The sequence below is a fragment of the Sphingomonas sp. R647 genome (assembly GCF_020177055.1).
Classification (GTDB): Bacteria; Pseudomonadota; Alphaproteobacteria; order Sphingomonadales; family Sphingomonadaceae; genus Sphingomonas.
Window position 1 is genome coordinate 1 of record NZ_JAIQXT010000008.1, and the last position, 23,192, is coordinate 23,192.

The 23,192-nt window shown below is 66.5% G+C and carries 23 protein-coding genes; 10 read left to right on the forward strand and 13 right to left on the reverse strand.

All coding sequences use genetic code 11. From position 1 onward, the window contains the following. Positions 1-143 precede the first annotated feature (143 nt). Together K9B35_RS17980 and K9B35_RS17985 are read left to right on the forward strand one after the other, a co-directional pair. Positions 144-1,004 (forward strand): dienelactone hydrolase family protein, encoded by an 861-nt coding sequence (locus K9B35_RS17980; protein ID WP_224923381.1) that lies wholly within the window; start codon positions 144-146, stop codon positions 1,002-1,004. A gap of 223 nt (positions 1,005-1,227) precedes the next feature. Then, positions 1,228-1,854, forward strand: a complete 627-nt coding sequence (locus K9B35_RS17985; RefSeq protein ID WP_224923382.1) for a glutathione S-transferase family protein — start codon at positions 1,228-1,230, stop codon at positions 1,852-1,854. Between the two features lie 202 nt (positions 1,855-2,056). Here the strand turns inward: K9B35_RS17985 and K9B35_RS17990 are convergent, their stop codons facing one another. The 3 genes from K9B35_RS17990 to K9B35_RS18000 are packed head-to-tail and all read right to left on the reverse strand — an operon-like array spanning position 2,057 to position 5,323. After that, positions 2,057-3,802, reverse strand: a complete 1,746-nt coding sequence (locus K9B35_RS17990) for an asparagine synthase C-terminal domain-containing protein (protein ID WP_224923383.1) — start codon at positions 3,800-3,802, stop codon at positions 2,057-2,059. Positions 3,803-3,819: 17 nt separating this feature from the next. Further along, positions 3,820-5,184 (reverse strand): DUF5935 domain-containing protein, encoded by a 1,365-nt coding sequence (locus tag K9B35_RS17995; RefSeq protein ID WP_224923384.1) that lies wholly within the window; start codon positions 5,182-5,184, stop codon positions 3,820-3,822. Continuing rightward, entirely contained in the window at positions 5,177-5,323 is a 147-nt protein-coding gene (locus tag K9B35_RS18000; protein WP_156442820.1) for a hypothetical protein, read from the reverse strand. Before K9B35_RS18000 ends, K9B35_RS17995 begins: the two co-directional genes overlap by 8 nt. A 65-nt stretch (positions 5,324-5,388) precedes the next feature. Here K9B35_RS18000 and K9B35_RS18005 point away from each other — a divergent pair, with 65 nt between their 5' ends. Continuing rightward, positions 5,389-6,630, forward strand: a complete 1,242-nt coding sequence (locus K9B35_RS18005; RefSeq protein ID WP_224923385.1) for a TIGR04063 family PEP-CTERM/XrtA system glycosyltransferase — start codon at positions 5,389-5,391, stop codon at positions 6,628-6,630. An 8-nt stretch (positions 6,631-6,638) separates the two neighbouring features. Then, complete coding sequence (locus K9B35_RS18010; protein ID WP_224923386.1) at positions 6,639-7,544, forward strand: hypothetical protein; 906 nt, start codon at positions 6,639-6,641, stop codon at positions 7,542-7,544. A 12-nt stretch (positions 7,545-7,556) separates the two neighbouring features. Here the strand turns inward: K9B35_RS18010 and K9B35_RS18015 are convergent, their stop codons facing one another. Next, a complete protein-coding gene (locus tag K9B35_RS18015) occupies positions 7,557-7,871 on the reverse strand; it encodes a hypothetical protein (RefSeq protein WP_224923387.1) in 315 nt (104 codons plus the stop codon). Continuing rightward, positions 7,868-8,068 carry a hypothetical protein gene (locus tag K9B35_RS18020; protein WP_224923388.1) on the reverse strand — a complete coding sequence of 67 codons (201 nt, stop codon included), beginning with the start codon at positions 8,066-8,068 and terminating at the stop codon, positions 7,868-7,870. Before K9B35_RS18020 ends, K9B35_RS18015 begins: the two co-directional genes overlap by 4 nt. Before the next feature lie 101 nt (positions 8,069-8,169). On the opposite strand from K9B35_RS18020, the gene K9B35_RS18025 reads away from it, so the two are divergent. Further along, positions 8,170-8,790: a helix-turn-helix transcriptional regulator gene (locus tag K9B35_RS18025; protein WP_224923389.1), complete on the forward strand. Its 621-nt coding sequence runs from the start codon at positions 8,170-8,172 to the stop codon at positions 8,788-8,790. A gap of 13 nt (positions 8,791-8,803) precedes the next feature. Here K9B35_RS18025 and K9B35_RS18030 read toward each other — a convergent pair whose 3' ends face one another. Both K9B35_RS18030 and K9B35_RS18035 read right to left on the reverse strand, forming a co-directional pair. Further along, on the reverse strand, positions 8,804-9,589 hold the full coding sequence (locus K9B35_RS18030) for a TonB family protein (protein WP_224923390.1): 786 nt from the start codon (positions 9,587-9,589) through the stop codon (positions 8,804-8,806). A gap of 38 nt (positions 9,590-9,627) precedes the next feature. Further along, the gene (locus K9B35_RS18035; RefSeq protein WP_224923391.1) at positions 9,628-9,813 is read right to left on the reverse strand and encodes a hypothetical protein; all 186 of its coding nucleotides are present in this window, start codon (positions 9,811-9,813) and stop codon (positions 9,628-9,630) included. Between the two features lie 177 nt (positions 9,814-9,990). On the opposite strand from K9B35_RS18035, the gene K9B35_RS18040 reads away from it, so the two are divergent. The 4 genes from K9B35_RS18040 to K9B35_RS18055 are packed head-to-tail and all read left to right on the forward strand — an operon-like array spanning position 9,991 to position 13,090. Beyond that, entirely contained in the window at positions 9,991-10,203 is a 213-nt protein-coding gene (locus tag K9B35_RS18040) for a hypothetical protein (RefSeq protein WP_224923392.1), read from the forward strand. 49 nt (positions 10,204-10,252) lie between these two features. Then, complete coding sequence (locus tag K9B35_RS20320) at positions 10,253-12,025, forward strand: SLC13 family permease (protein ID WP_224923393.1); 1,773 nt, start codon at positions 10,253-10,255, stop codon at positions 12,023-12,025. A 48-nt stretch (positions 12,026-12,073) separates the two neighbouring features. Continuing rightward, on the forward strand, positions 12,074-12,445 hold the full coding sequence (locus K9B35_RS18050; RefSeq protein WP_224923394.1) for a zf-TFIIB domain-containing protein: 372 nt from the start codon (positions 12,074-12,076) through the stop codon (positions 12,443-12,445). A 60-nt stretch (positions 12,446-12,505) separates the two neighbouring features. Continuing rightward, positions 12,506-13,090 carry a hypothetical protein gene (locus K9B35_RS18055; protein WP_224923395.1) on the forward strand — a complete coding sequence of 195 codons (585 nt, stop codon included), beginning with the start codon at positions 12,506-12,508 and terminating at the stop codon, positions 13,088-13,090. 42 nt (positions 13,091-13,132) lie between these two features. Here K9B35_RS18055 and K9B35_RS18060 read toward each other — a convergent pair whose 3' ends face one another. Further along, positions 13,133-14,557: an aldehyde dehydrogenase family protein gene (locus K9B35_RS18060; RefSeq protein ID WP_224923396.1), complete on the reverse strand. Its 1,425-nt coding sequence runs from the start codon at positions 14,555-14,557 to the stop codon at positions 13,133-13,135. A gap of 88 nt (positions 14,558-14,645) precedes the next feature. Here K9B35_RS18060 and K9B35_RS18065 point away from each other — a divergent pair, with 88 nt between their 5' ends. Further along, positions 14,646-15,620 carry a quinone oxidoreductase family protein gene (locus K9B35_RS18065; protein WP_224923397.1) on the forward strand — a complete coding sequence of 325 codons (975 nt, stop codon included), beginning with the start codon at positions 14,646-14,648 and terminating at the stop codon, positions 15,618-15,620. Positions 15,621-15,623: 3 nt separating this feature from the next. On the opposite strand, the gene K9B35_RS18070 is transcribed toward K9B35_RS18065, so the two are convergent. From K9B35_RS18070 to K9B35_RS18090, 5 genes are all read right to left on the reverse strand, one after another. Then, positions 15,624-16,235, reverse strand: coding sequence for a flavodoxin family protein (locus K9B35_RS18070; protein ID WP_224923398.1), 612 nt, complete (start codon positions 16,233-16,235; stop codon positions 15,624-15,626). 35 nt (positions 16,236-16,270) lie between these two features. Then, complete coding sequence (locus K9B35_RS18075; RefSeq protein WP_224923399.1) at positions 16,271-17,566, reverse strand: M20/M25/M40 family metallo-hydrolase; 1,296 nt, start codon at positions 17,564-17,566, stop codon at positions 16,271-16,273. A gap of 185 nt (positions 17,567-17,751) precedes the next feature. Further along, a complete protein-coding gene (locus K9B35_RS18080) occupies positions 17,752-18,837 on the reverse strand; it encodes a phytase (RefSeq protein WP_224923400.1) in 1,086 nt (361 codons plus the stop codon). Then, the gene (locus tag K9B35_RS18085; RefSeq protein ID WP_318245988.1) at positions 18,803-20,209 is read right to left on the reverse strand and encodes a metallophosphoesterase family protein; all 1,407 of its coding nucleotides are present in this window, start codon (positions 20,207-20,209) and stop codon (positions 18,803-18,805) included. Before K9B35_RS18085 ends, K9B35_RS18080 begins: the two co-directional genes overlap by 35 nt. A 115-nt stretch (positions 20,210-20,324) precedes the next feature. Beyond that, the gene (locus K9B35_RS18090; RefSeq protein ID WP_224923402.1) at positions 20,325-23,099 is read right to left on the reverse strand and encodes a TonB-dependent receptor; all 2,775 of its coding nucleotides are present in this window, start codon (positions 23,097-23,099) and stop codon (positions 20,325-20,327) included. Between the last annotated feature and the right edge of the window lie 93 nt (positions 23,100-23,192).

The following is a 23,192-nucleotide window of genomic DNA, read 5'->3' on the forward strand; positions in this document are numbered from 1 at the left end:
CTCCCCCACCCGGCCACCCATAGAATACACTGTCGTTGGGTGGCCGGGTGGGGGAGCGGGCCGGTGCCGCACGTTTCAGTGTAACTGAAACCTGAGCTAAGCTAGCGTCGCGTCGCCGGGAAGCGAATCTGGAGAGCGATGCGATGTGCGATGATCTGACCAACGCGGATAATGAGAAGCTGATGAAGCCGCTGTCGCGGCGCGATTTCGGCGCGGCGGCTGGAGCGGCGGGGCTGATGGCGCTGTTGCCGACGCCCGCCAATGCGCTCGGCATCCAGTCGACGGACGTGACGTTCAAGACGCCGGACGGGACTGCCGACGCCTATTATGCCGCGCCGAACAAAGGCAAGCACCCGGCGGTGCTGGTGTGGCCCGACGTAATGGGCCTGCGCCCGGCATTCCGCCAGATGGGCGAGCGGCTGGCGCAATCGGGCTTTGCGGTGCTGACGATCAATCCGTTCTACCGGTCGGTGAAGGGGCGGTTCCTGCAGCCCGGCGAAAGCTATGCGACGCCGAGCGTGCGCGAGAAGATCGGGCCGTGGCGCGCGCTGTTGACCCCGGACGCGGTGGTGCGCGACGCGACCGCCTATGTCGCCTGGCTCGACAAGCAGCGCGCGGTGGACAAGAAGCGTGGGGTCGGCACCACGGGCTACTGCATGGGCGGGCCGTTCACGATGCGCACCGCCGCCGCGCTGCCCGACCGGGTCAAGGCTGGCGGGTCGTTCCATGGCGGCGGGCTTGCCACGGACAAGCCGGACAGCCCGCATCTGCTGGTGCCACAGATGAAGGCGCGATTCCTGTTCGCGGTCGCCGAGAATGACGACAAGCGCAATCCGAACGAGAAGGAACTGGTGCGCGCGGCCTATGCCAGTGCCGGGCTGGCCGCCGAGGTCGAGGTCTATCCCGCGAACCACGGATGGTGCCCGCCCGACAGCCAGGTGTACGATCAGGTGCAGGCGGAGAAGGCGTGGGCGCGGTTGCTGGAGACGTTCAAGGCGCTTTGAGTTGGCAGCACGTTAAGTGATCCTCCCCCGCAAGGGGGAGGTGTCGCCGTATGGCGACGGAGGGGGAGGACGGCGGTGCCCTTGAGCCTCTTGCCGTCGTGCTTCCTCCCCCTCCGTCACGCTGCGCGTGCCACCTCCCCCTGGCGGGGGAGGATTACTTAGCGCTTGACCCGCCGCGCTAGTTCGTTCCTATTTCGTTCTTAATCGACTCGGAGGGACAACGATGGCGATCACGCTCTATACCAACCCCATGTCGCGCGGACGGATCGCGCGCTGGATGCTCGAGGAAGTCGGCGCCGAGCATGACACGGTGGTGATCGACTATGGCCCGCGCTCGCCGGAGTTTCTGGCCGTCAACCCGATGGGGAAGGTGCCGGCGATCGACCATGACGGCGTGGTGGTGACCGAGTGCGCGGCGATCTGTGCCTATCTCGCCGATGCGTTCCCCGACGCCGGGCTGGCGCCGCCGGTGGACGCGCGAGGAGCCTATTATCGCTGGCTGTTCTTCGCCGCCGGGCCGCTGGAACAGGCGGTGACGAGCCGGTCGATGGGCTGGGACGTGGGCGCCGATCCGCAGAAGCAGGGGATGCTAGGGTTCGGCGATTACGACCGCACGATCGATGCGCTGGAGGCGGCGGTGACGGCGGCGGGCGATGGCTGGCTGGCGGCGGACCATTTCACTGCGGCGGACCTGTATGTCGGGGCGCACCTGACCTGGGGCACGCAGTTCGGGACGATCCCCAAGCGCGATGCGTTCGTCGACTTCGTCGCGCGGGTGCAGGCGCGTGAGGCGGCGCAGCGGGCAAGCGCGAAGGATGATGCGCTGATGGCGGTACCGGCGGAGGGGTGAGGGCAATTCCCACCATAACCGGGAGGGGCTACTCTTATCGTCACCCCCGCGAAAGCGGGGGCCCATCTCCCTGACTGTCCGCATTCAGCACCGGCGAGATGCGCCAATCGTGTAGGAGATGGGCCCCCGCTTTCGCGGGGGTGACGGTTCGGGTTCTATTGTCGCCCGCCCTTCAGCTCCTTCGTTTCGGGGAAGGTTTAGCTCACCCCACCACCCGCGATCCCAGCCGTGCGGCGAGGTATTCGAGGTTGGCGACGCGACGCCAGACGGCGCTGTCGGTGATCGCTTGCGGATTGAAGAAGGCGCGCATCGCCGGGAAGTCGAGGTCGATCACGCGGGCCATGTAATCCGGGCTGAGCGCGCCGCCATGTTCGTCGCCCATCGGGCCGAGGCTGCGGCGTAGCGCGTAGCTGTGGCGGCGGAGCCAGACCGGGCGGATGCGGGTCAGCCATTCGGTGCGGCGATGCGCGAGATTGGGCGGGCCGGTAAAGTCATGGCCATAGGCCGATGGCTGCGCGGCAAGGACCGGGTCGATCGCATTCAACAACGCCGCCTCGAACCGTCCGGCATATTTGAGCGGCATCGGCAGCGTCATCGCCTCGGCCACGACGCGGTGGTCGAGGAAGGGCATGAGGTACGGGCTGAACCGCGCCTCGAGACTGATCTCCCGTCCGAACAGCGCGCGGCAGCGGATGCGGGGGTAGATCTGCTCGACCCGGTTGCGCGCGAGCTTGCCGGTCGCGTCGGGCGGGGCGAGCGATGCGGCGATCTTTCCCGCGATGGCGTCGATAAAGCCGCGCGGGTCGAAGCGATCGGTGGCGTCGGCGGGGGTGAAGCGCGCGAAGAAGGTCTGCGCGATGTCGTGCGCGGTGAAGCGGCGGTCGGGGAGATAGAAGAAGTTGCGGTAAATCTCACCGCACCCACCCGACACGGCGAGCGCGCCATCGGCGTGGCGGGCGAGCTGGGCCGCGCCATTGGTGCCGTTGTCGAAGATGTTCCCGAAGGTCGGGAGGCCGTCATATTGGCGGTAATTGCGGTCGACCAGATCGGCAAAACCATCGGGCGGAACGACGCCGTCCTCCTTGTCGAGCCATTCGATCGGGAAGCCGAGCTCGGCGCCGATCTGCTGGGCGATGACGACATCCTCGTCACCCGGCACGCCATAAACATAGACGTGCGGGTCGCAGCCGCGGTCGCGCAACGCGGCGAGGACGAGGCGGGAGTCGAGGCCGCCCGACAGCGGCGCGCGGACATTGCCGCCCAGCGCATCGACATGCGCGCCGACGATGGCGAGCAGCCGGTCGCGGTGGCGGGCGATGCGGTCGGGCAGGGAATCGGCGCTCGGCGCGGCGGGGAGCGGCTTGGCGATGCTGTGGCGGACGGTGCCGGTCGCGGTCAGCTCAACCACCGAAAGCGGCGAGAGCGTCTTGAGCTGTTCGAACACGGTGTCGTCGCCGACCGGCATGACGTTGAACACGAGTTCGTACACGCCCTGCGCGTCGAAGCTGAGGCGCGGAAGTGCGCGCGCGGCGGCGAGGAAGGTGGTGGCGAACACGCGGTCGCTGGTGTCGTGAAACAGCTGGAAGGCGGAGAAGTAGTCGCCGAACAGGAAGCTGCGCCCGCCGCGCCGGACGAGCGCGACGAACTGCCCGCCGAGCCGGTCCCAGTCGAGCGCGAGCGGGTCCATCGCGAGCAGGGCGGCGAGCGCGGGTTCGCCCATCTTGCCGTCGGCGACCAGCGTCCCGGCGACCGCGACGAGATCGTCACCGCGCTGGAGCAATGACGGCGGCCCGGCGATGATGTGGCCGGCGTGGAGCAGGATCCAGCCGGGGAACGACGTTTCGACAGGCGCGGGGAAACCCTGTTCCGAGAGCACCGCGCGCGCCTCGACCAGCGCCGTTTCGGCGAAGCGCGGGTCATCGTTCCGGACAAGAAACAGGCTGGCCATGGCTCCGCTCTAACCGATCATGCCGCCGCCGGCGCGGGCGAAGTGCCGCGCGGCTTGCTCATCGGGCGGATGCCTTCCTCGGCACGCTTGCGCGCGAGATAGGTGTCGAGGCCGATCTGTGCGCCGACCAGCATGTAGACAAACGGGTTGAGCGCGATGCCGACGAACAGCGACCCGAACAGATAGATGATGTGCCCGTGCTGAAGCGCGGTGGCGAGCGGGGCGATCCATGCCTTGTCCGGGGGCACGTTGCGGTAGCGGCGGCGCAGCACTTCCATGCGCAGGATGCCTCCGAGATGGATCATCAGCCACAGGATGAAGCCGGGCCAGCCCTGTTCGCCGAGCATTTCGAAAAAGGCCGAGTGATAGGCGCGCGCCTTGTCGATTTCCGGCGTGCGGACGACGGTGCGGCTGGCGCCTTCGCCGACGATCTCGACCTTGTCGTACTTGATCTCATTCTGGCGATAGGCTTCGAACCCGCCGCCCATCGGGTGGGTCTTGACGTATTCCCAGGTCCATTTCCAAACCTCGATCCGGGTCGAGGCGCTGGCGTCGGCCTGATAGGTCGAGATCGTCCCCATCCGCTCGGTAAAGCTGGCGGGGAGGAAGGGGATCGAGGCGACGGCGAGGAAGCCCGCGCCAGCGACGTAAAGGATGCGCCGCTTGACGTCGCGCAGCATGAGGACGGCGAGCAGGCCCGCGCAGACCAAGCCGGTGCGCGCCTGAGTCCCCACCGGCATCAGCAGGCAGGCGAAGATGAGGGAATAGCCGAACGTCTTTACCCGCCAGTCGGGTGGGAAGATCGTGCCATATTTGGTGAACCACAGAATCAGCGGGATCAGGCAGATCGCGACGGCGGAGATGATGCTGCCTTCGAACAGGCCGGAGTTGTTGTCGACGATCAGCTTGAGCTGGCCATAGCCGCCACCGCCCAGCGCGGTCTTGACCCCGCCCGCGATGATGATCGTCGCGACCGAGAGCAGCATGAACAGCAACAGCGCCTCGATCCGCAGTCGTGTTCGCAGCGTGAGGGGAAGGAAGATCGCGAAGGCCAACGCCTTCCACACCCAGTCCCATTTATACGCCGCATCGATCGGGAAATCGGCGTTGAGCGTGGTGTAATAGCACCAGCCGAGCAGGGCGAGCATCAGCCCCTGACGCGGGGCGACGCGCATGTCGCGCTTGTCGTCCATCGCCGCCCAAGACAGCACTGCGAAAGCCACCGCCATCGCCGAAATCGGGAACGCGTTGAGCAGGAAATAGCTCATCCGCTGCGGCGAGACGATGTCGATATAGACATAGGCGAGCACGAACAGGAACGGCCGGCGCAGGCCGAGCGCGAAGATGGCTCCCAGAAATGCGATGAAGGCGAGATCACGCACCGGGGCGTTTCCAGCCGCGCTTGGGCGGTGGCGGCTTGCCATCGAGGCTGTCGTCATCGACCGCCGGGCTGTTCACCAGACGCCAGGCGACGACGAGCAGCAGCCCGTGGGTTAGCGCGAGAACCAGCGTGTCGATCATCGTGAGGCGGGGATAGCCGCTTCCGGTTGACGGGCCGTTAAGTGATCGCGTGGCAGAGGGACGGCATGCGGATTCTGCACGTCCTTGACCATTCGCTGCCACTGCACAGCGGCTATACCTTTCGCACGCGCGCGATTTTGAAGGCGCAGATGGAGCGCGGCTGGACCGTCGCCGGGGTGACGGGGCCGCGCTACCATACCGGCGATTCCCCCTTCGAGACGCTCGACGGGATCGACTTTCACCGCACGAAACAGATGCGCCGCCTGCCGCCGGTGCTGGGCGAGGTTGCCGAGATCGCGGCGTTTGCCGGGCGGATTGGCGACGTGGTCGAGCGGTTTCGACCCGATATTCTCCACGCGCATTCGCCGGTGATCGACCCGCTGGCGGCGATGCGTGCGGCCAAGCGCTACGGGATTCCTTTGCTCTACGAGATTCGCGCATTCTGGGAGGATGCGGCGGTCGGCAACGGGACCGGCACCGAAGGGTCGGCGAAATATCGCGCGATTCGGGGGCTGGAGACCTGGGCGGCGCGGCGCGTCGATGGCGTGGCGGTGATCTGTGAGGGCCTGAAGCGCGACCTGATCGCGCGCGGGATCGACGCGAGCAAGATCATGGTGTCGCCCAATGGCGTGGACCTGCATCTGTTCGGCGATCCGGTGCCGCGCGACGACGCGCTGGCGGCGCAGCTGGGGCTGGATGGGGCCGATACGATCGGGTTCATCGGCAGCTTTTACGATTATGAGGGGCTGGACGATCTGATCGCGGCGATGCCGGCGCTGCTGTTGCAGCGGCCGCAGGCGCGGCTGGTGATGGTCGGCGGCGGGCCGATGGAGCAGGCGCTGCGCGCGCAGGCGGCGGCGTCGAGCGCGGCGCATGCGATCCATTTCGTCGGGCGCGTGCCGCATGAGCAGGTCGAGCGTTATTATTCGCTGATCGATTTGCTGGTGTACCCGCGCAAACATATGCGGCTGACCGATCTGGTGACGCCGCTGAAGCCGATCGAGGCGATGGCGCAGCACCGGCTGGTGGCGGCGTCGGATGTCGGCGGGCATCGCGAGCTGATCCGGCATGGTGATACCGGGACCTTGTTCCCGCCCGACGACCCTGCGGCGCTTGCCCATTCGGTCGCGGGGGTGTTCGACGATCGCTCCGGCTGGGATGCGCAGCGCGTGCGTGCGCGGCAATGGGTTGAGGCCGAGCGTAACTGGTCGTCAAACATTTCGCGATACGAACCTGTTTACCAAAAACTTATTGCTGCCCGCACACGGGAATCCAAATGGTTGCGTACGCCCTCGTTCAACGTCTGACCCCCAATGTGGCGCTCGCGCTCGCCGGTGGTGCGGGCGCGTGCGCGGTGCTGGCGAGCCTGGTGCTTCCGGGCGCGCTGCTCGAGGATCTGGTGCTCTCCAGCGGGATCGCGGCGTTCGTGCCTGCGGCTGAGCCGCCGCTGGGCACGACTGCGCGGCTGTGCATCGGCCTGTTCGCGGGCGGGTTGATTGCGCTGGTTGCGTGGATGGGGCTGTCGGCGCTGCTGGCCTGGGTCGATTCGCGGGCGGCGGGCGAGGGGCCGGAGGGCGAGCGTCGCCCGACCGTGCGCCGCGCCGATGCGCATCCCGATGCGCGCCCGCGCGTTCCGCTGCGCGCCAGTGATCTTGAGGTGCCGGTCTATGGCCGCGTGCCTGATGCCGAGCCCGTGGTGGCGGAGCCCGAGCTCAGCGTGACCGATGTTCTCGACCTCGCCGACAGCGCATTGCCCGACGAGCCGGTGATCGCGATGGGGGCACCGTCTGAGGGGCGCCCACTGAGCGCGCCCTTGCCCGAGGTGCAGGATTTGCCGGTCGATCTGAGCCAGCCGCTGGCGGCGTTCGATCCTTCGGCGATCCCCGCCGTCCCGATGGCGCCGCCGCCACCGGTGCGCCCGCTGCGCCGCCGCGCGCCGCGTGCGCCGATCTATGATTCGGGCGAGCGGTTCGAGACGTTCGAGCTGACCCCGGCGGTGCGCCCGGCGCCTGCGCTGGAGCCATATCCAGCGCCTGAACCCGCGCCTGCTGCGCCCGCCATCGCCGCACCGCAGACCGAGGCGAGCGTGCATGCGCTGCTCGACCGGCTGGAGCGGGGGCTGTCGAAATTTGGTCCTGCCGCACCGGAGCCGGAGCCCGAAACGGAGCGCAGCCTGGAAGACACGCTGTCCGAGCTGCGCCGGATGGCGATGCGGGCGTGAGCCGCTAACGCCTCACCTGTCCTCGACCGTCAGCACGCCGATCCGCACGTCGACGCGGTCGTCGACGCGGGTGCGCGATTCGACCGTCAGTTCGGCGACGAGGTGGCGGCGGAGCGTGAAGTCGGCTTCGGGCAGATCGGCGATCCAGTTGTCGAGTGCTGGGGAAGGGCTGGCGGTGAGGAGCAGGTCGTGGCGCGCGCCGACAAAGGTCGCGCTGGCCCAGCGGGTCCAGCCGGCCGAGACGATCGACAGGTCGATCTGCCCCACGGCAGCGTGACGCAGCAGGGCACGTTCGAGCAGCGTGCCGGCATCGGGTCCGCGGCTCATCGTGCGTCTCCCTGATCCGGAGCAGCGGGCGCGCGGGACAGCTGCGCCTCGATCCGCTCGCATAGCTCCGGCCCCGGCGCACGGCCGTTGCGCAAGTCATCAACCAGCCGGGGGTCGTTGACCGCCAGCCGCCCGAATTTGGTGCGCGGCATGTCGTACCGCCGCAAATATCGCTCAATCTTTCCGAGAATCGCCATCGCCCTTCCTCGACTCGCGGGGCCATTCCCCGACTCGTATGTTCTTTAGATGTTCTCATTTCCAACTTGTCTAGGAAAAATCCTGCGGCTATGATGCGATGATGGAATCGGACGATCAGCGGCGCGCATTGGCGCAGGCGGCGGAGGCGCGGGGGGAGTCGCTGGCGGCGCTGTCGCGGCTGATCGGGCGCAACGCGGCGTATTTGCAGCAGTTCGTGACGCGGGGCAGCCCACGGGTGCTGGCGGAAGGCGATCGGCGGCGGCTGGCGCGCTATCTCGGGCTGGCGGACGCGGCGCTGGGCGGGCCGGCGGTCGAGGGGCTGGTGGCGGTGGCGCGGGTCGATGCAGGGGCGGCGGCCGGGCGCGGGCGGGTGGTGGAGAGCGAGCGGGCGAGCCCGTTGCTGCTCGACCCGGCATTGCTGCGGCGGCTGGGCGTGCGCGCTGCCATGGCATCGACGATTCGGGTTGAGGGGGCGTCGATGGAGCCGACGCTGTGCGACGGCGACGAGATATTGGTCGATGGCGCGCGGCGGGTGCCCGGGCCGCGCGCGGCGATTCATGTCTTCCGCCGCGACGGCATGCTCGCGGTCAAACGGCTGAGGCTAATGGGCAGCGAGGTCGAGCTGGTCAGCGACAACCCGGATTACGGGCGTGAGATCGTCTCCGCGCGGGGGATCGACGTGGTCGGGCGGGTGGTGTGGATGCACCGCGCGCTGGTGTGAGCGCCGGGCGGCCTCAGCCGGTCTTCCAGCGGAAGCGATAGGTCAGGCGGCTCTTGATCGCTTTGCCCTCCTTGTCCTTTGCGGCGGAGAATTTGCCGCGCGTCTGGAACAGGATGCAGGTCTGCGCATCCAGGGTCGCGACGCCGCTGGCCTGTTCAACAACGCAGTCCTTGAGCGCGCCCTTCTCGTCAATCAGGAGCGAGACGCCGGTCGTGCCGTCGCGACCTTCGAAGATCGCCTGGTCCGGATAGTCGGCCGACGACACCAGCCGTGCGGGCGCGCGCAGCGGCGTGGCCATTGTGCCGATTCGCTGAACCCCTGCCTCATCTGCATTCCAATGCGCGCGCAGATTCTCGTTGCAGGTGTCCAGCGCCCGAATTGCGGCGGCAAAGCCCGTTGTCGACAGGACGAAATCGAGCCTGCGTCCCTTGATCGCGAGGGTCGGCAGCGCGGCCAGACGGTCGAAGTCCGCACGGGGGATGTTGATCCAGAACATCTCACGGTCCGTTTTGGTGGGCCTGAACCCCAGAGCCGTGGTTTTTACGTCGCCCAGCGCTACCGGAAAATGGGCGGCGTCCTGATAGGGGCCTTTGCGCGTGATGATCACGCGGATCACGTCGCCGTTCAGCGACGGCTTGAACCCGAAGGTGGTCGGTGCGGATGCGTCGCCATAATTCTGCATGGCGAGGCAATTCGTGTCGCCCCAATCGACCCGCCATTTTCCCAGCGGCGCGAGCGGCGGCTTGGTCTCGAGTGGCGACCCCGCCATCGCGGCTAACATGACGAAAGCGTTCAGCATTTCCGGAACGTCGCACGCGGCGACCGCGCCCGCAAGCCTTAGCGGCTGCCGCGAATCCGGTCGATCAGCGCGACGATCACGAGCAGGGCGATGCCAATCGCAAGCCCGGCGAGGAATCCGATCGAGGGTTGCCCCTGACGCACGCCGACAACCGTGCCGACGACCAGCGAGAGGGCGAGGAGGGCGCCGCCGGCGATCGGCGCGGGCTTGGAGGAACGGCTCATCCCCGCGCCATGCCACGTCCCGCGCCGGGACGCCACTGTCCCGTCACGGCACGCGCGGCACGGCCCAAAGACCTATGGTTTCCAGCAATTTACCCTCGCAAGCCGCAGCCGCGCGGGGATCGGGCGAAGCTGGCACGCGCGGTGCGTGCGTGCGCATGAGCTTTGCAAGGATATCCGATGTCGCCCATCCCCTATCTCGCCGACCGCGCCCATGTCTTCGACGCGGCAGACCTGATCCGTGCGTTCGGTGACGATGCGGGACTGGAAGCGGCGGCGCGGGCAGACAAGTTCCGTGACCTGGGCAACCACATCAATTTCTGCCGCTGGCGCCAGATCGAACGGCTGATCGTGCTGATGAGTGTGAACCGCGCGGTGGGCACCGTCCACTAATCCACGCAACCCCCTCGCCCTCGTCGCGTTAAGCGCGCATGGGGGCCTTATGACATTGCCGCAGATCCTGTCCGTCGTCGTGCTGATCGGCATGATGGGCATGTTTCTATGGGGGAAGCTGCGCTACGACATGGTCGCGGTGCTGGCGCTGCTGGCGGCAGTGGCCGCCGGGATCGTGGCGCCCGAGGACGCGTTTTCGGGCTTTTCCGATGATATCGTGATCATTGTCGGGTCGGCGCTGGTCCTGTCGGGCGCGGTGCAGCGGTCGGGCGTGATCGAACAGCTGATGCGCCTGCTGCAGAAGCGGGTGACGCGGGTCAGTTCACAGCTGTTGCTGCTGTCCGCGAGTGTCGGGCTGGGCTCTGCGCTGGTCAAGAATATCGGCGCGCTGGCGATGATGATGCCGGCTGCATTCCAGATGGCGAAGAAATCGAAAAGCTCGCCCAGCGTGTTCCTGATGCCGATGGCGTTCGCCTCGCTGCTCGGCGGTCTGATCACGCTGATCGGCACATCGCCCAACATCATCGTCAGCCGGGTGCGGCAGGAGATGACCGGCGAGCCGTTCGGCATGTTCGATTACGCCCCGGTTGGGATCGGCCTGACGCTGGTGGGCCTGGTGTTCCTGCGCTTTGGCTATCGCCTGCTGCCCGCCGACCGCCGCGCCGCGCCGACGATGGGCGAGGCGCTGGATGTGCATGACTATGCGACCGAGGCGAAGATCGTCGAGCAGTCCACGCCCAATGGCGAGCGCGTGGCGGATTTCATCGAGCGGCACGAATATGAAGTCGCGATCACCATGTTCCTGCGCGACGGCGTGCGCGCGACGCCACTTTCGGACACGGTGCTGAACGAGGGTGATATCCTGATCCTGGGTGGGTCGCCCGACGGCCTGGAGCGAGTGATCGCGCGCGACAAGCTCGACTTTGTCGGGACGAGCGAGGCGCCGGAAAGTCCGGAGGGCGAGGAGATCGGGGTGATCGAGGCGGTGGTGTCCGCCGGGTCGTCGCTGGTCGGCGGCACTGCGGGATCGCTGATGCTGCGCCAGCGCTATGGCATCAACCTGATCGCGGTGTCGCGGCAGGGCGAGCGGATCGTGCGGCGCATGCCCAATGTCGTGTTCCGCGCGGGCGATGTCGTGGTGCTGCAGGGGCCGCTCGGCATTCTGCCCCAGACGCTGACCGAGCTGGGCGCGCTACCGCTGGCCGAGCGCGAGTTGCGGCTGGGCAGTGTGCGCAAGGGGCTGTTGCCGATCGCGGTGCTGGCGGTGGCGATGGCAGCGACCGCGACCGGCGCGGTGCCGGTGACGATCGCGTTCTTCGCCGCGGCGGCGGCAGTGGTGCTGCTCGGCGCGCTGCCGGTGCGCGACGCCTATGACCATATCGAATGGCCGATCCTGATCATGCTGGGTGCGCTGATCCCCGTCAGCGATACGCTGCGCAGCACCGGCGTGACCGAGCTGATCGGACAATGGCTGTCGGCGACGGCGGCGGGGTTGCCGCCATGGGGCGCGGTCGCGTTGATCATGGCGGCGGCGATGGCGGTGACGCCGTTCCTCAACAATGCCGCGACGGTGCTGGTAATGGCACCGATCGCCGCGACCTTTGCCGGCGATTTGGGGTTGCGGCCTGAAGCGTTCCTGATGGCGACGGCGGTAGGCGCGGGGTGCGATTTCCTCACGCCGATCGGGCATCAGTGCAACACGCTGGTAATGGGGCCGGGCGGGTATCGGTTCAGCGACTATGCGCGGCTGGGCGCGCCATTGTCACTGATCGTGCTGATCGTCGGGCCGCCGCTGATCCTGTGGTTCTGGCCGGTTGCGTGAAGGCTGGGCGGTTCCTAGCTTCTGTCTGAAACCTGTAGAGGAGAGATCATGCGAACCGCCGAAGCCGTTGCCGGAATGCTGTGCCCCGTATGCAAGACCGGGCTCCATATGAGCGACCGGCAGGGGATCGAGATCGATTACTGCCCGCAATGCCGGGGCATTTGGCTGGATCGTGGCGAACTCGACAAGATCATTGAGCGCAGCGGCATGGGCGAGGCTCCGACGGCACCGCAGGCGCCACAACCCCCGATGCCGCCCCAGCCGCCGATGCCCCCACAGGGCAGCCCGTGGCCACAGCAGGGCGGCGGCTATCCGCAGCAGCAGCCGGGCTATGGCGGCGGATATGGCCATCAGGGCCACGACCCGCGCTATTACAAGCAAAAGCGCAAGAAGAGCTTTCTGGAAGAGCTGTTCGACTGACGCAAAATATCATAGCAATGCGGTATGCGATATATCGCTGCCGCATTGCTCGCCTGTCTTATGCCCGCCTTGAGCGGGTGCAACGCGGTCATATCCGACCGACCGTTTTTCGCGCCTGATCCGTCAGCGCCCACCTTGCGCAACGGAGTGTGGCGATCGGTCAAGGCCGATTGCCGGTTTGATGAACGCAAGCCGGTGGAGCGGTGGCCAGATTGTGCCGACTGGGCAGTGATACGGGATGGCGAGGCGCTGAGCTACGTCGCTACGACGGCTGAACAGCGCGCACCCAAGCGTTGGGAAACCGGGCGATATGTCGTTGCGCCGGGCGATCCCCTGATCTTGCAGCAATCCTGCGCGTCTGGAGAAGGGGTTAAACCGCTATACTGCTATTCGGGCGCCAGGATTATGGCGCGCGATGCCAGCGGTCGCGTCACGCATGTTGAAGTATGGGATGTCAGTTGCGGCCCGCTCGCGGAGGGCGGCCGAGTGACGACCGCGCCATGGCCCGGATTGTCGATTAAAGAGGACAACTGCTCCCCCGATTCCGCTGACGCCATTCGCGGGGCAGCGAAGCGCACGCTTGAGCTGACTGGCAACGACATGCCGCCCACGCAAATGCGTTGGGTTCGGGAAGATTACCGATAGCGATCATCCCTCCCCTGAGTACGCTCAGGGGAGGGATTTGGGTCACGCCAGCGCGCCGACCAGCGCCTTTACTTCCATGAACTCCGCCAGCCCGTATTTGCCGTGCTCGCGGCCGTTGCCGCTCTGTTTGTAGCCGCCGAAGGGCAGGTCGGGGTTGGGCTGGCCGCCGTTGATATAGACCATGCCGGCGCGCAGGCGCGGGGCGACGCGCTTGACCGCTTCGGGGCTGCCGAACACCACCGCCGACAGGCCGTAGTCGGTGTCGTTGGCGATGCGGACGGCGTCCTCCTCGCTGTCATAAGGGATGATCGTGACGACCGGGCCGAAGATCTCGTCGCGCGCGATCGTCATGTCGTTGCGCACGCCGGAAAACAGCGTCGGCTTGACGAAATAGCCGGTTTCGATGCCGTCGGGGCGGCCCGGGCCGCCGGTTTCCAGCGTCGCGCCTTCCTCCATCCCCTTGCGGATCAGGCCCTGGATCTTCTCCCACTGCGCCTTGTTGACGACCGGGCCGAGATGACGGCCTTCCTGCGCGGGGTCGCCGCAGCTGGTGGCCTTCATCATCTCGGCAGCGGCGGCGGCGGCTTCCTTCTCCAGCGCGGCGGGGACGAGCAGGCGGGCGGGCGCGATGCAGCTCTGGCCGGAGTTCATCAGCACGCTGAACAACGTGCCCTTGACCGCCGCGCCGACATCCGCGCCCTCCAGCATCAGCGAGGGCGACTTGCCGCCCAGTTCCTGATGGACGCGCTTGACCGTGTCGGCGGCGTTCTTGGCGACCGCGATCCCGGCGCGGGTCGATCCGGTGAAGCTCACCATGTCGACGCCCTTGTGCTGCGACAGTGCGGTACCGACGCCGGGGCCGTCGCCATTGACGAGGTTGAACACGCCCGCAGGCACGCCCGCCGCGTCCATCACTTCGGCAAAGATCACCGCGCAGCCGGGTGCTTCCTCGCTGGGCTTGAGGATCATCGTGCAGCCTGCAGCGAGCGCGGGAGCGACCTTGGACACGATCTGGTTGAGCGGCCAGTTCCAGGGTGTGATCATCGCGACGACGCCGATCGGTTCGTGGACGACGAGGCTGTTGCCGACCTGCTCCTCGAACGCGAAGTCCTTGAGTGCGCGCGCAGCGGACATCAGATGGCCGATGCCCGATCCGACCTGCGCGGTCTTGGCGAGGGACAGGGGGGCGCCCATTTCGGCGCTGATCGCCTCCGCCATGTCGTCCATGCGCTTCTGATATTCGGCGATGACGCGCTCGATCAGGGCGAGGCGATCCTCGACGCTGGTGCGGGAGAAGGTTTCGAACGCGGTGCGTGCTGCGGCGACGGCTTTGTCGACATCGGCTTGCGAGCCGAGGGTGATTTCAGAGGTGGGAGATTCGGTAGCTGGATCAATGACTTGATGGCGGGTGCCGCCTTCGCTTTCGATCCATTGGCCGCCGATATAGTGTTTCAAATAGCTGCGCATTCCGCTCTCCGAAAATTTGAGGTTCGGGTATGGAGCTTTATGTGGCGAGCGGGGGCACGGGTTGCAACCTGAAACTGGAGATGAGGTTATGGCGCGGCAGGCAGTGATCCGGGCGAACGGCGGGCCCGAGGTGATCGAGTGGGTCGAGGTCGATCTGCCATCGCCCGGCCCGGGCGAGGTGCGCGTGCGGCACGAAGCGGTGGGGCTGAACTTCATCGACACCTATCATCGCTCGGGCCTGTACCCGGTGCCGCTGCCGAGTGGCCTTGGCAGCGAGGCGGCCGGGGTGGTCGAGGCGGTGGGGGAGGGGGTGACGGCGTTCGCAGCGGGCGACCGGGTGACGACCTATGGCCCGACGCTTGGTGCCTATGCCAGCGCGCGCAATGTCGCGGCGGACGCGTTGCTGGCGATCCCCGATGGCATCGGGTTCGACGTCGCGGCGGCGGTGACGCTGAAGGGCTGTACTGCGGAGTATCTGATCGAACGGTGCGCGCGGGTGCAGCCGGGGATGACGGTGCTGGTCCACGCCGCAGCGGGTGCGACCGGGCAGCTGATCGTCCAGTGGCTGAAGCATATCGGCGCAACCGTGATCGGTACGGTTGGATCGTCGGACAAAGCCGAGCGCGCACGGGCGATCGGGGCGGATCATGTGATCGAGTATAAGCACGAAGACATCGCCGCGCGGGTGCGGGAGATCACCGGGGGCGAAGGCGTGCCGGTGGTGCTGGACGGGGTCGGTGGGTCGACCTGGGGGGCGTCGCTCAAGTCCACTGCGCGGCGGGGGATGATCGTCAGCTTCGGCAACGCGGGCGGGCCGGTGACGGGCGTCAATCTGGGGACGCTGAGCCAACATGGCTCGCTGTTCGTGACGCGACCGACGCTCTACCATTATTATGTGACGCCCGAAGAGCGCGCGGCGGGTGTGGCGCGAGTGTTCGATCTCGTCGCGCGCGGCGTGCTGCAGGTCGAGATCGGGCGGCGCTATTCCCTTGAGGAGGCGGCGGAAGCGCATCGCGCCATCGCCGCCGGGGAGACGATGGGCGCGACGCTGTTGATCCCGTGAGTGTCAGTCCTGGCCGGGGTAGGGCTTGGCCTTGAGCAGCCCGGCGAGGTGCGCGGCGTTGCCGGCGACCATCGCGGCGGTTTCGGTGACCTTGTTCGGCGTCTTGTCGAGGTCCTGAAAGTCGGTCGAACCCATCGCTTCGCCGACCCAGTAGCAGGCGGCGACCGCGGGGATGGTGTAGCCGACATCGTTCAGCGCCTGAAACAGCTGGGCCGAGCTGAAATGCGCGCCGTCTTCGTTGCCGACGATCGCGGCGATAGCGACCTTCGAATAGGAGGGCATCCGGCTCTGATCGTCGGTTTCGGAGATGAAGGCGTCCATCCGCTCGAGCACGCGCTTGGCGATGCTCGAGATCTGGCCCATCCAGATCGGCCCACCGAAGATGAGGATGTCGGCGGCGAGGATCTTCTTGCGCAGCGCGGGCCAGTCATCGCCTTCGCCCTCGTCGGACGACACGCCAGGCTTGATGTTCAGCGCGGCGATGCGGACGGTTTCGGTGATGGTGACGTCGTGCTCGGCGAAGCTATCGGCGAGGACCGCGATCATCGCATCGGTGGAGGAGCGCTCGGACTCGTCGGCCTTGAGCGTGCAGTTGAGGGCTAGGGCGTTCAGCATCCCCGCACGACGCGCGGGGATGCTGAAGCGTTCCGTCAGTTGCGCTTTTCGCGGCTCAGGCGGGTGATGAAGGCGGCGCTGCGCAGGGCCTGGAGCGGGATCGATTTGAGATCGATCCACTCGCCCTCGGCATGCGCATTGCCGCCCGCGACGCCGAGGCCGGCGAGCGTGTCGACGTCAGCCGCGACGAACGCGCTGTCGGCGGCACCGCGGCGGGCGGGGTCCATTTCGGCCATTTCGGGGAGCTTGAGGTCGCGATTGACCGCGTTGAGCTTGGCCAGCAGCGCGCGGTTGCCGTCGGTCGGGGCCATCGGCGGATAGCCCTCCTGAAAGTCGAGGCTGGCGGTGGTGCCGGGCAGACTCTTCGCCGTGATCGCGATCATTGCGGCGCGGGTCTTGGCCTCTTGCTCCGGGGTTAGCGCGCGCAGGTCGCCGCGTGCCACCGCTTCGGCCGCGACGATGTTGGTCTTGCCGCCCGCGCTCATCTGGTAATTGTTGTCGGCGAGCGTTGCGGGGGTGCCCGCCGCCATCACGCCGACATTGAAGGTCAAATTCTGCTCAGGCAGCGTGCGGCGGAATTCGTCGAGGATGCGCGCGAGTTCGAACGCCGCGCCATAGCCGAGCGAGGCGCCGAATACGCCGCTGCTGTGACCGGTCTTGCCGGTGGTGCGCAGCGTCCAGTTGACCGAACTGCGGCGGGCGACGGTGCCGGTGTCCTTGCCATCCTCCCGCGCGAGGTTTTCATATTCCAGCGCGACATCGGCCCATTTGCCCGCAGCGATCAGGTCGCGCCGGGCGATGGCGAGCGGGGCGCCGGTGCGCTCTTCATCGCCGGTCAGCACGATCTTGATATCGGCATGTTTGAGCGTTCCCGCCGCCTGCATCGCGCGCATCGCGGCGATGATGACGACGATCCCGCCCTTGTCATCGCCGATGCCGGGGCCGGTGGCGCGGTCGCCGGTGCGGACAAAGGTCTGGAACGGGCTTTCGGGTTCAAACACGGTGTCGAGATGCGCGATCAGCAGGATGCGCTTGCCCTTGCCGTTGCCCGTATGGGTCGCGACCAGATGCCCGGCGCGGCCGGTTTCCTTCATGTCGATCCACTCGACCGCAAAGCCCAAAGGCTCCAGTTCGGCGCGGACCATCGCGCCGACCTTGGTCACGCCATCGATGTTCAGTGAGCCCGAGTTCTGGTTGACGAGGCGTTCGAGCAGCGCGACGTGGCGGTCGGTTTCGGCGGTGATGGTCGTTGCCATCTTGCTTTCGGCGGGCGTCTGCGCTGCGGCTGGGAGGGCGGCGAGGAGCGCGAGCGGCGCGAGGAGTTTCAGCATTCCGACACCCTAGCGCGCGCCCGGTGAAAGGGAATGGCGAAGGCGTTGTTTCGTCAATTCGAATATGCGGTATCGATTCGCTGTTGGAGCGCAAAATTGCGCGATGCGAACATGTCGCGGCACAACGCGTCGCCGGTCTTCACGGGAGTGTCGCTTTGTCCCGCGAGATGTCCTGCAAATAGACTTTACTCGATCCCCAGTGCCGCCTTGATGTCCGCCCAGGCGACATATTTGAAATTCTGGGCGTAGGGCGGGTTGTAGCCGTCCTGGGCCACGAACAGGCCCCCGGGATAGGTGAGACCGAAATCGCCCGGGGCGAAATCGATCCCGTCGGTTTCTTCCGTCGCGCCGATGGTGCTGCCCGCAGCGATCCGGAAGCGACCGACATAGGAGTCATCGGACAGGCGATAGACGGTATAGGCGTGGTCGCCCTGGCTGGAGACGATCACGTAACCGCCATTGCCGGTCCCTTCAGGTGCAAGGGTCACGCCCTCGACATCGACCACCAGCTTTTGCCCATCAGCCGGCGCGATCAGCGTGCCGGCCACCGGGCCGTCGGCGCGCGCGTCGAAGCGCCAGAGGCCGACATTTTCCTCGCCGACATAGAGGCGCTGGGTGCGGTCATCGGCGGCGCAGCCTTCGGACTGGGTGGCGAGCTTCATCGTGCGGACGATCGTGCCGGTGGGGGCCGCGCCCGACAGGTCGAGTGCGACCTGGCGGATCGTGCCGTCCTTGATCACGTTGAACGCGTGCAGCGTGTTGCCGACCGCCATGAGGCACAGGCCATAGGCTTCGCCAGCGCCGACCGGGATGGTGCCGAGCGGGATCAGCTTCACCGCCGCCGTGTCGAGGCGGAACAGCGCGAGCTTGGCGTTCTTGCGATCGTTGCGGTCGCTCGCCGCGACGATGATGCCGAGCGGCCCCATGTCCTTGAGGTCGACATTGTTGACCTGACCCGCGTCGATGAAGAAGCGGTCTTTGCCGGTCAGGTCATAGACGTGAAGTCCGGCCTTCTTGTCCGTCCCGACGATCAGGCTGGCGGCGGGGTTCGCCGGGTTGCGCCAGATCGCGGGATCGTCCGCCGCATCGGCATTGGCGGTGCCGACCGCATCGGTCTGGCCGCGTGCCTGCACGCTGGCGGCGGGGGTGGTGGGGACCACCGGGATGTCGCGCTTCCCCGCGGCGCAGGCGGCGAGCGGGAGCAGGGCAGCGGCGATCAGCAGGCGGGTCAGCGGATCAATCCTTGAATTCGGCGGCGCATTTCCCGCCATCCGGGCCGATCGTCTGGCTGCCGCCCGCATCGCGCGGGCCGGAGCAGAAGCGCTCGGCGATCTTCGGCTCGGCAATTTCGCTCAACCGGTTGCGGCCATCGGTGCCCTTCGCGAGGTCGAACCCGTCATAGAGGCGGCCCGACGCAGTGTAGGTGCGGAATTTGAGGCTGGCGCCGTCGACATCGACGATCTGATAGAGTTCGGTCGCTTCCGCCGTCCGGTCGGGCTGGGTCCGCGCGCGATTGTTGAGGCCGTACATCTTCGATCCGGTGACCGAGACGAGATAGACCGGGCCCTGGATCGAGCCGTCCGCGCGCGCCTTGGCGCTTGCCTCGCGGCCCGCTTCGCTGGTCAGGCGGGCATAGCAATGGTCATGGCCCTGCAGGACGAGGTCGACCTTGCGCGCCTCGAACACCGGCTTCCACGCGGCCTTGATCTTGGCGGTGTCCTTGGGGCGGGCGCAGGTGAACACCGGCTGGTGGAACAGCACGACATTCCACTTCGCCTTGCTCGATGCGAGCGTCGAGTCGAGCCATGCCGTCTGCTGCTGCATCGAGCCGAGATCGATCGCCGCCGTGCCGTCGAGCACGATGAAGCGCACGCCCTGATAGTCGACAAAATAGGTGGTCGCCTTGACCGGGTCCGCGCCGTTTTTCGGCAGCGCGAACTGGGCGTGCCAATAGGGGCCGAGCACGCGGCTCTCGGTGCCGTCGGGCAGGATCAGGTCGGCATATTCATGGTTGCCGGTCGCCGGAAGCTGGGGCACGCTGGCGTAGTTATAGCCGCCGGCCTGGTTCCACTCGCCCCATTCATCGTCATGGTCGAGATCGTCGCGCTGGCCGACCAGATCGCCGGCATGGACGGTCAGGCGGATGTCGCCATGGCTGAGATATGCCTGGCGGATCACGCGGCTGGCGTAGGTGAGAATGCCGTTCTGGACATCGCCGAGATAGAGGAAGCGGAACGGCTTGGCCTGTGCTGCGGCGGTGCGGAACTGGTACCATTCGCTCCAGCCGGCCGCGCCCTTGACGCGATAGGCATAGACGGTGTCGGGGGTCAGATTGGTGAAGCGCAACTGGTGGTAGAGCGCCGGACCATAGCTGCTGTCGATCGGAAGGGTGATGCCGGAGACGGTGCGGGCCTGTTCCTCAAGCGTCGGGCCGTCGACCGAGACGGCGATCTGCGCCTGCGCCGTCGTCTGCGCCGTATCGGTGCGGAAGGCGACCGCCATTTCGCGCGACGGGTCGGCGCCGGGGGTCAGGACGATGCGGTCGGCAAGGTTGCGCGGCGCATAGGGCTTGCCCGGCGAACGGGGGATGGGGGCGCCATCCTCCGTCGTCGTCGGAATCGCAAATCCGGTGGTTCTGGGCAGCGGGTCGGCCGCCTGTTGTGCCAGTGCCCCGTGGCTCACGGCCGCGACCAGCGCGACCGTGAGGGGAAAGGCGAATGCCCGGATTTGCTGCAATCTCACGCGTGACTACTCCGGATCAGAAATTGGCGCTGACGCCGAACTTGGCGGTCCAGCTGTACTTTTCATACTGAAGGATACGCTTGGCGCCGCCGAAATTCTGATAGGCGAAATAGGGCGCGTCGGTGACGTTGATCCACTCCGCGAACAGACGCACGCCCTTGGTCACGCGATACTTCGCCGACAGGTCGAGCTGGAAGTGATTGTCGACGATGCGATCCTCTTCTGCGGTGTCGGCCAGCTCGTCGAGATACTTGTCGCGATAGGTGCCGGCAACGCGCAGCGAGATCGGCCCCTTTTCGTAGCCGAGCACGACGTTGAACGTATGCTTCGACGCCGAGGGCAGGGTGATGATGCGCGGATCGTTCGGGTTGCCGTCGATGAATACCGTCCCGGTGGCGTCGGTGAAGGTGTAGTTCGCGTTGAACAACAGCCCGTCGAACGGCGCGGGGAGCGAAGAGAATTGCTGCGAGAAGGACAGTTCGATGCCTTTGACCTTGGCGCTCTCACCATTCTGGAACGTCACCGCTTCCTCGTAGTCAACGCCGTATGCCGTGCCGGGGTCGGTGTCGCGGACGGTGACGATGAAGTCATCGATCGACTTCCAGAACACGCCGGCGGTGAGAGCTGCGTTCTTGCCGAAATACCACTCGGCCGAGGCGTCGATGTTCCAGGCGCTGTACGGACGCAGATCGGGGTTGCCGAACTCCGCCTCCAGATCCTCGTTGATCACGAAGCGTGGGGCCAGGTTGGAGAGCTTGGGACGCACCAGCGCCTTGTAGCCGCCAAGGCGCAGCACGACGTCGCGCGACGGCGCATAGCGCAGCGTAACGCTGGGCAGCCAGTCGGTGTAGCTGCGGGTGAAGCGGTTGGGCGTGACGGTCGCGTCGCTGCCGTCGCTTTCGACCAGGAAGCCGCGGATGTCGTTGCGCGTGCGTTCGACGCGGACGCCACCGATCACGCGCAGCGTGCTGCTGTCCCAGCGGCCGAGCACATAACCGGCCAGGATATCCTCGTCGATCGCATAGTCGGACGATGCCGAGTTGATCGCCGAGTCGAGCGCGTTGAGTTCGAACCGCGACCGGTTGGTGTTGAAGAATTCGGTAGGCGCGGTCTGCGAAGGCAGCGGCAGGATGTTCTGGATGCGATAGGTCTGGTCGCCCAGCACATTCGCCAGTGTGTAGGTGCCGTCATAGCCGTCGAACACAAGGCCGTCGAAATTATAGGCCTTTTCACGCCAGCGCGACTTGATGCCGCCCTGGACAGTGAAGCTGCCGCCTTCGCCGGCGAACTCGCGCGACACGTCCGCACGCGCGGTCCATTCCTTATCCTGCGAATCGGAGAGGACGCTCAGCTCAAGCTCGTTGAAGGTGTAACGTGCCGGATCGTTGAAGCGGGCGGTGTTGCCCGAGACGGTGAACAGCGGCCGGCGCGGATCGGTGTAGTCGAAATTCACATCGACGCCGTTGCCATCGAAGCGCGCGCGGAAGCGGGTGGGGTCGACCGAGCCATTCTCGACTTCGCTCGCCTCCGAATAGGCACCAGAATAGGTGAAGGTCCAGGGGCCGGTTTCGGTCTTGCCGCCCACGGTCAGCGACTTGATCTTCTGCTCCTCGAACCGGTCCTTCATGCGGCGGCGCACTTCGATGCGGCCATCGGCATCGGTGAAGAAGGCCGAGGTCGCGGTACCGGAGGCCGGCGCCTCGTCCATGATCAGGATCACGTCGCCGCGATATTCCTGGTCTGAGAACTGGCTGTAAAGGCCGCGTGCATAAAGGGTGGTGCTGTCGCCCGCGCGCAGGTCGAGGCTCAGCGAGCCGCCGATCCGCTCGCGCTCGACATTGTAATCGCGATACTGGACTTCCTCGGCATAATAGATGCCGCCGTCTTCGTTCCAGTCTGCTGCCTCGATATTGTCGGTCTCGAACTTGCGGCGATAATAGCTGACACCACCCGCGATGCCGAAATTCTCGGTGATGCGGGTCGAGAAGTCGAAGCTGCCCTTGGGGGTCAGCGAGTCGGCGTAGTTGTTGTAGCTGCCCTCAAGCTTGACCGAGAACAGGTCCTTTTTGCGATCGAACGCGCTGACGGTGTTGATCTCGATCGACGCACCGAGCGTGTCCGCGTCCATGTCGGGGGTCAGCGACTTTTTGATCTCGATCGATTCGATCAGCTCGGCGGCGACCACGTCGAGCGCGACCGAGCGCACGTCGCTCTCAGGTGCCGGGATGCGCGTGCCATTGATCGACGCGGCGTTGAGCTCGGGATCAAGGCCGCGGACCGAGACGAAGCGGCCCTCGCCCTGGTCGGCGAGGATGTTGATGCCGGGAACGCGACGCAGCGCCTCGGCGACGTTCTGATCCGGGAACTGACCGACATCGTCGCGGGTCAGGACGTTCTGGATACCGTCCGCTGCGCGCTGGCGCGACAGGCTGCTGGCAAGGCTGGCGGCCTGACCGACGATGACAACCTCTTCGCCGCCGAGGGTGAAGTTGGCGGTCGCCGCGCCGCTCGCGCCGACCTGAACGGTCATGCGAACGGGTTCCGAACCGACATAGGTCGCCTCGACCGTATAGGTGCCGGGAGGGACGTCCGCGAAGCGGAAGCTGCCGTCGCGGCTGGCTTCGGCAATGCGGTCAAGCTCGACGATGCGCAGCTGCGTTCCCTGGAGCGCGCGGGTGCCATCAGCATCGGTGACCGTGCCGACAATCTCCTGGGCCTGGGCGGCGATAGGCAGCGCCATGGCGAAGGCGAATGCGACCGATTGCATGAGCAACGTGCGTGAGCGAGACATGGATTCCCCCGTTTCGATAGATCCCGCCGGCATCTGGCGGTTAGAGACGAAGGGCGCGCTAGGCGTGATTCATGTTAGTTCCGTGCGATATTC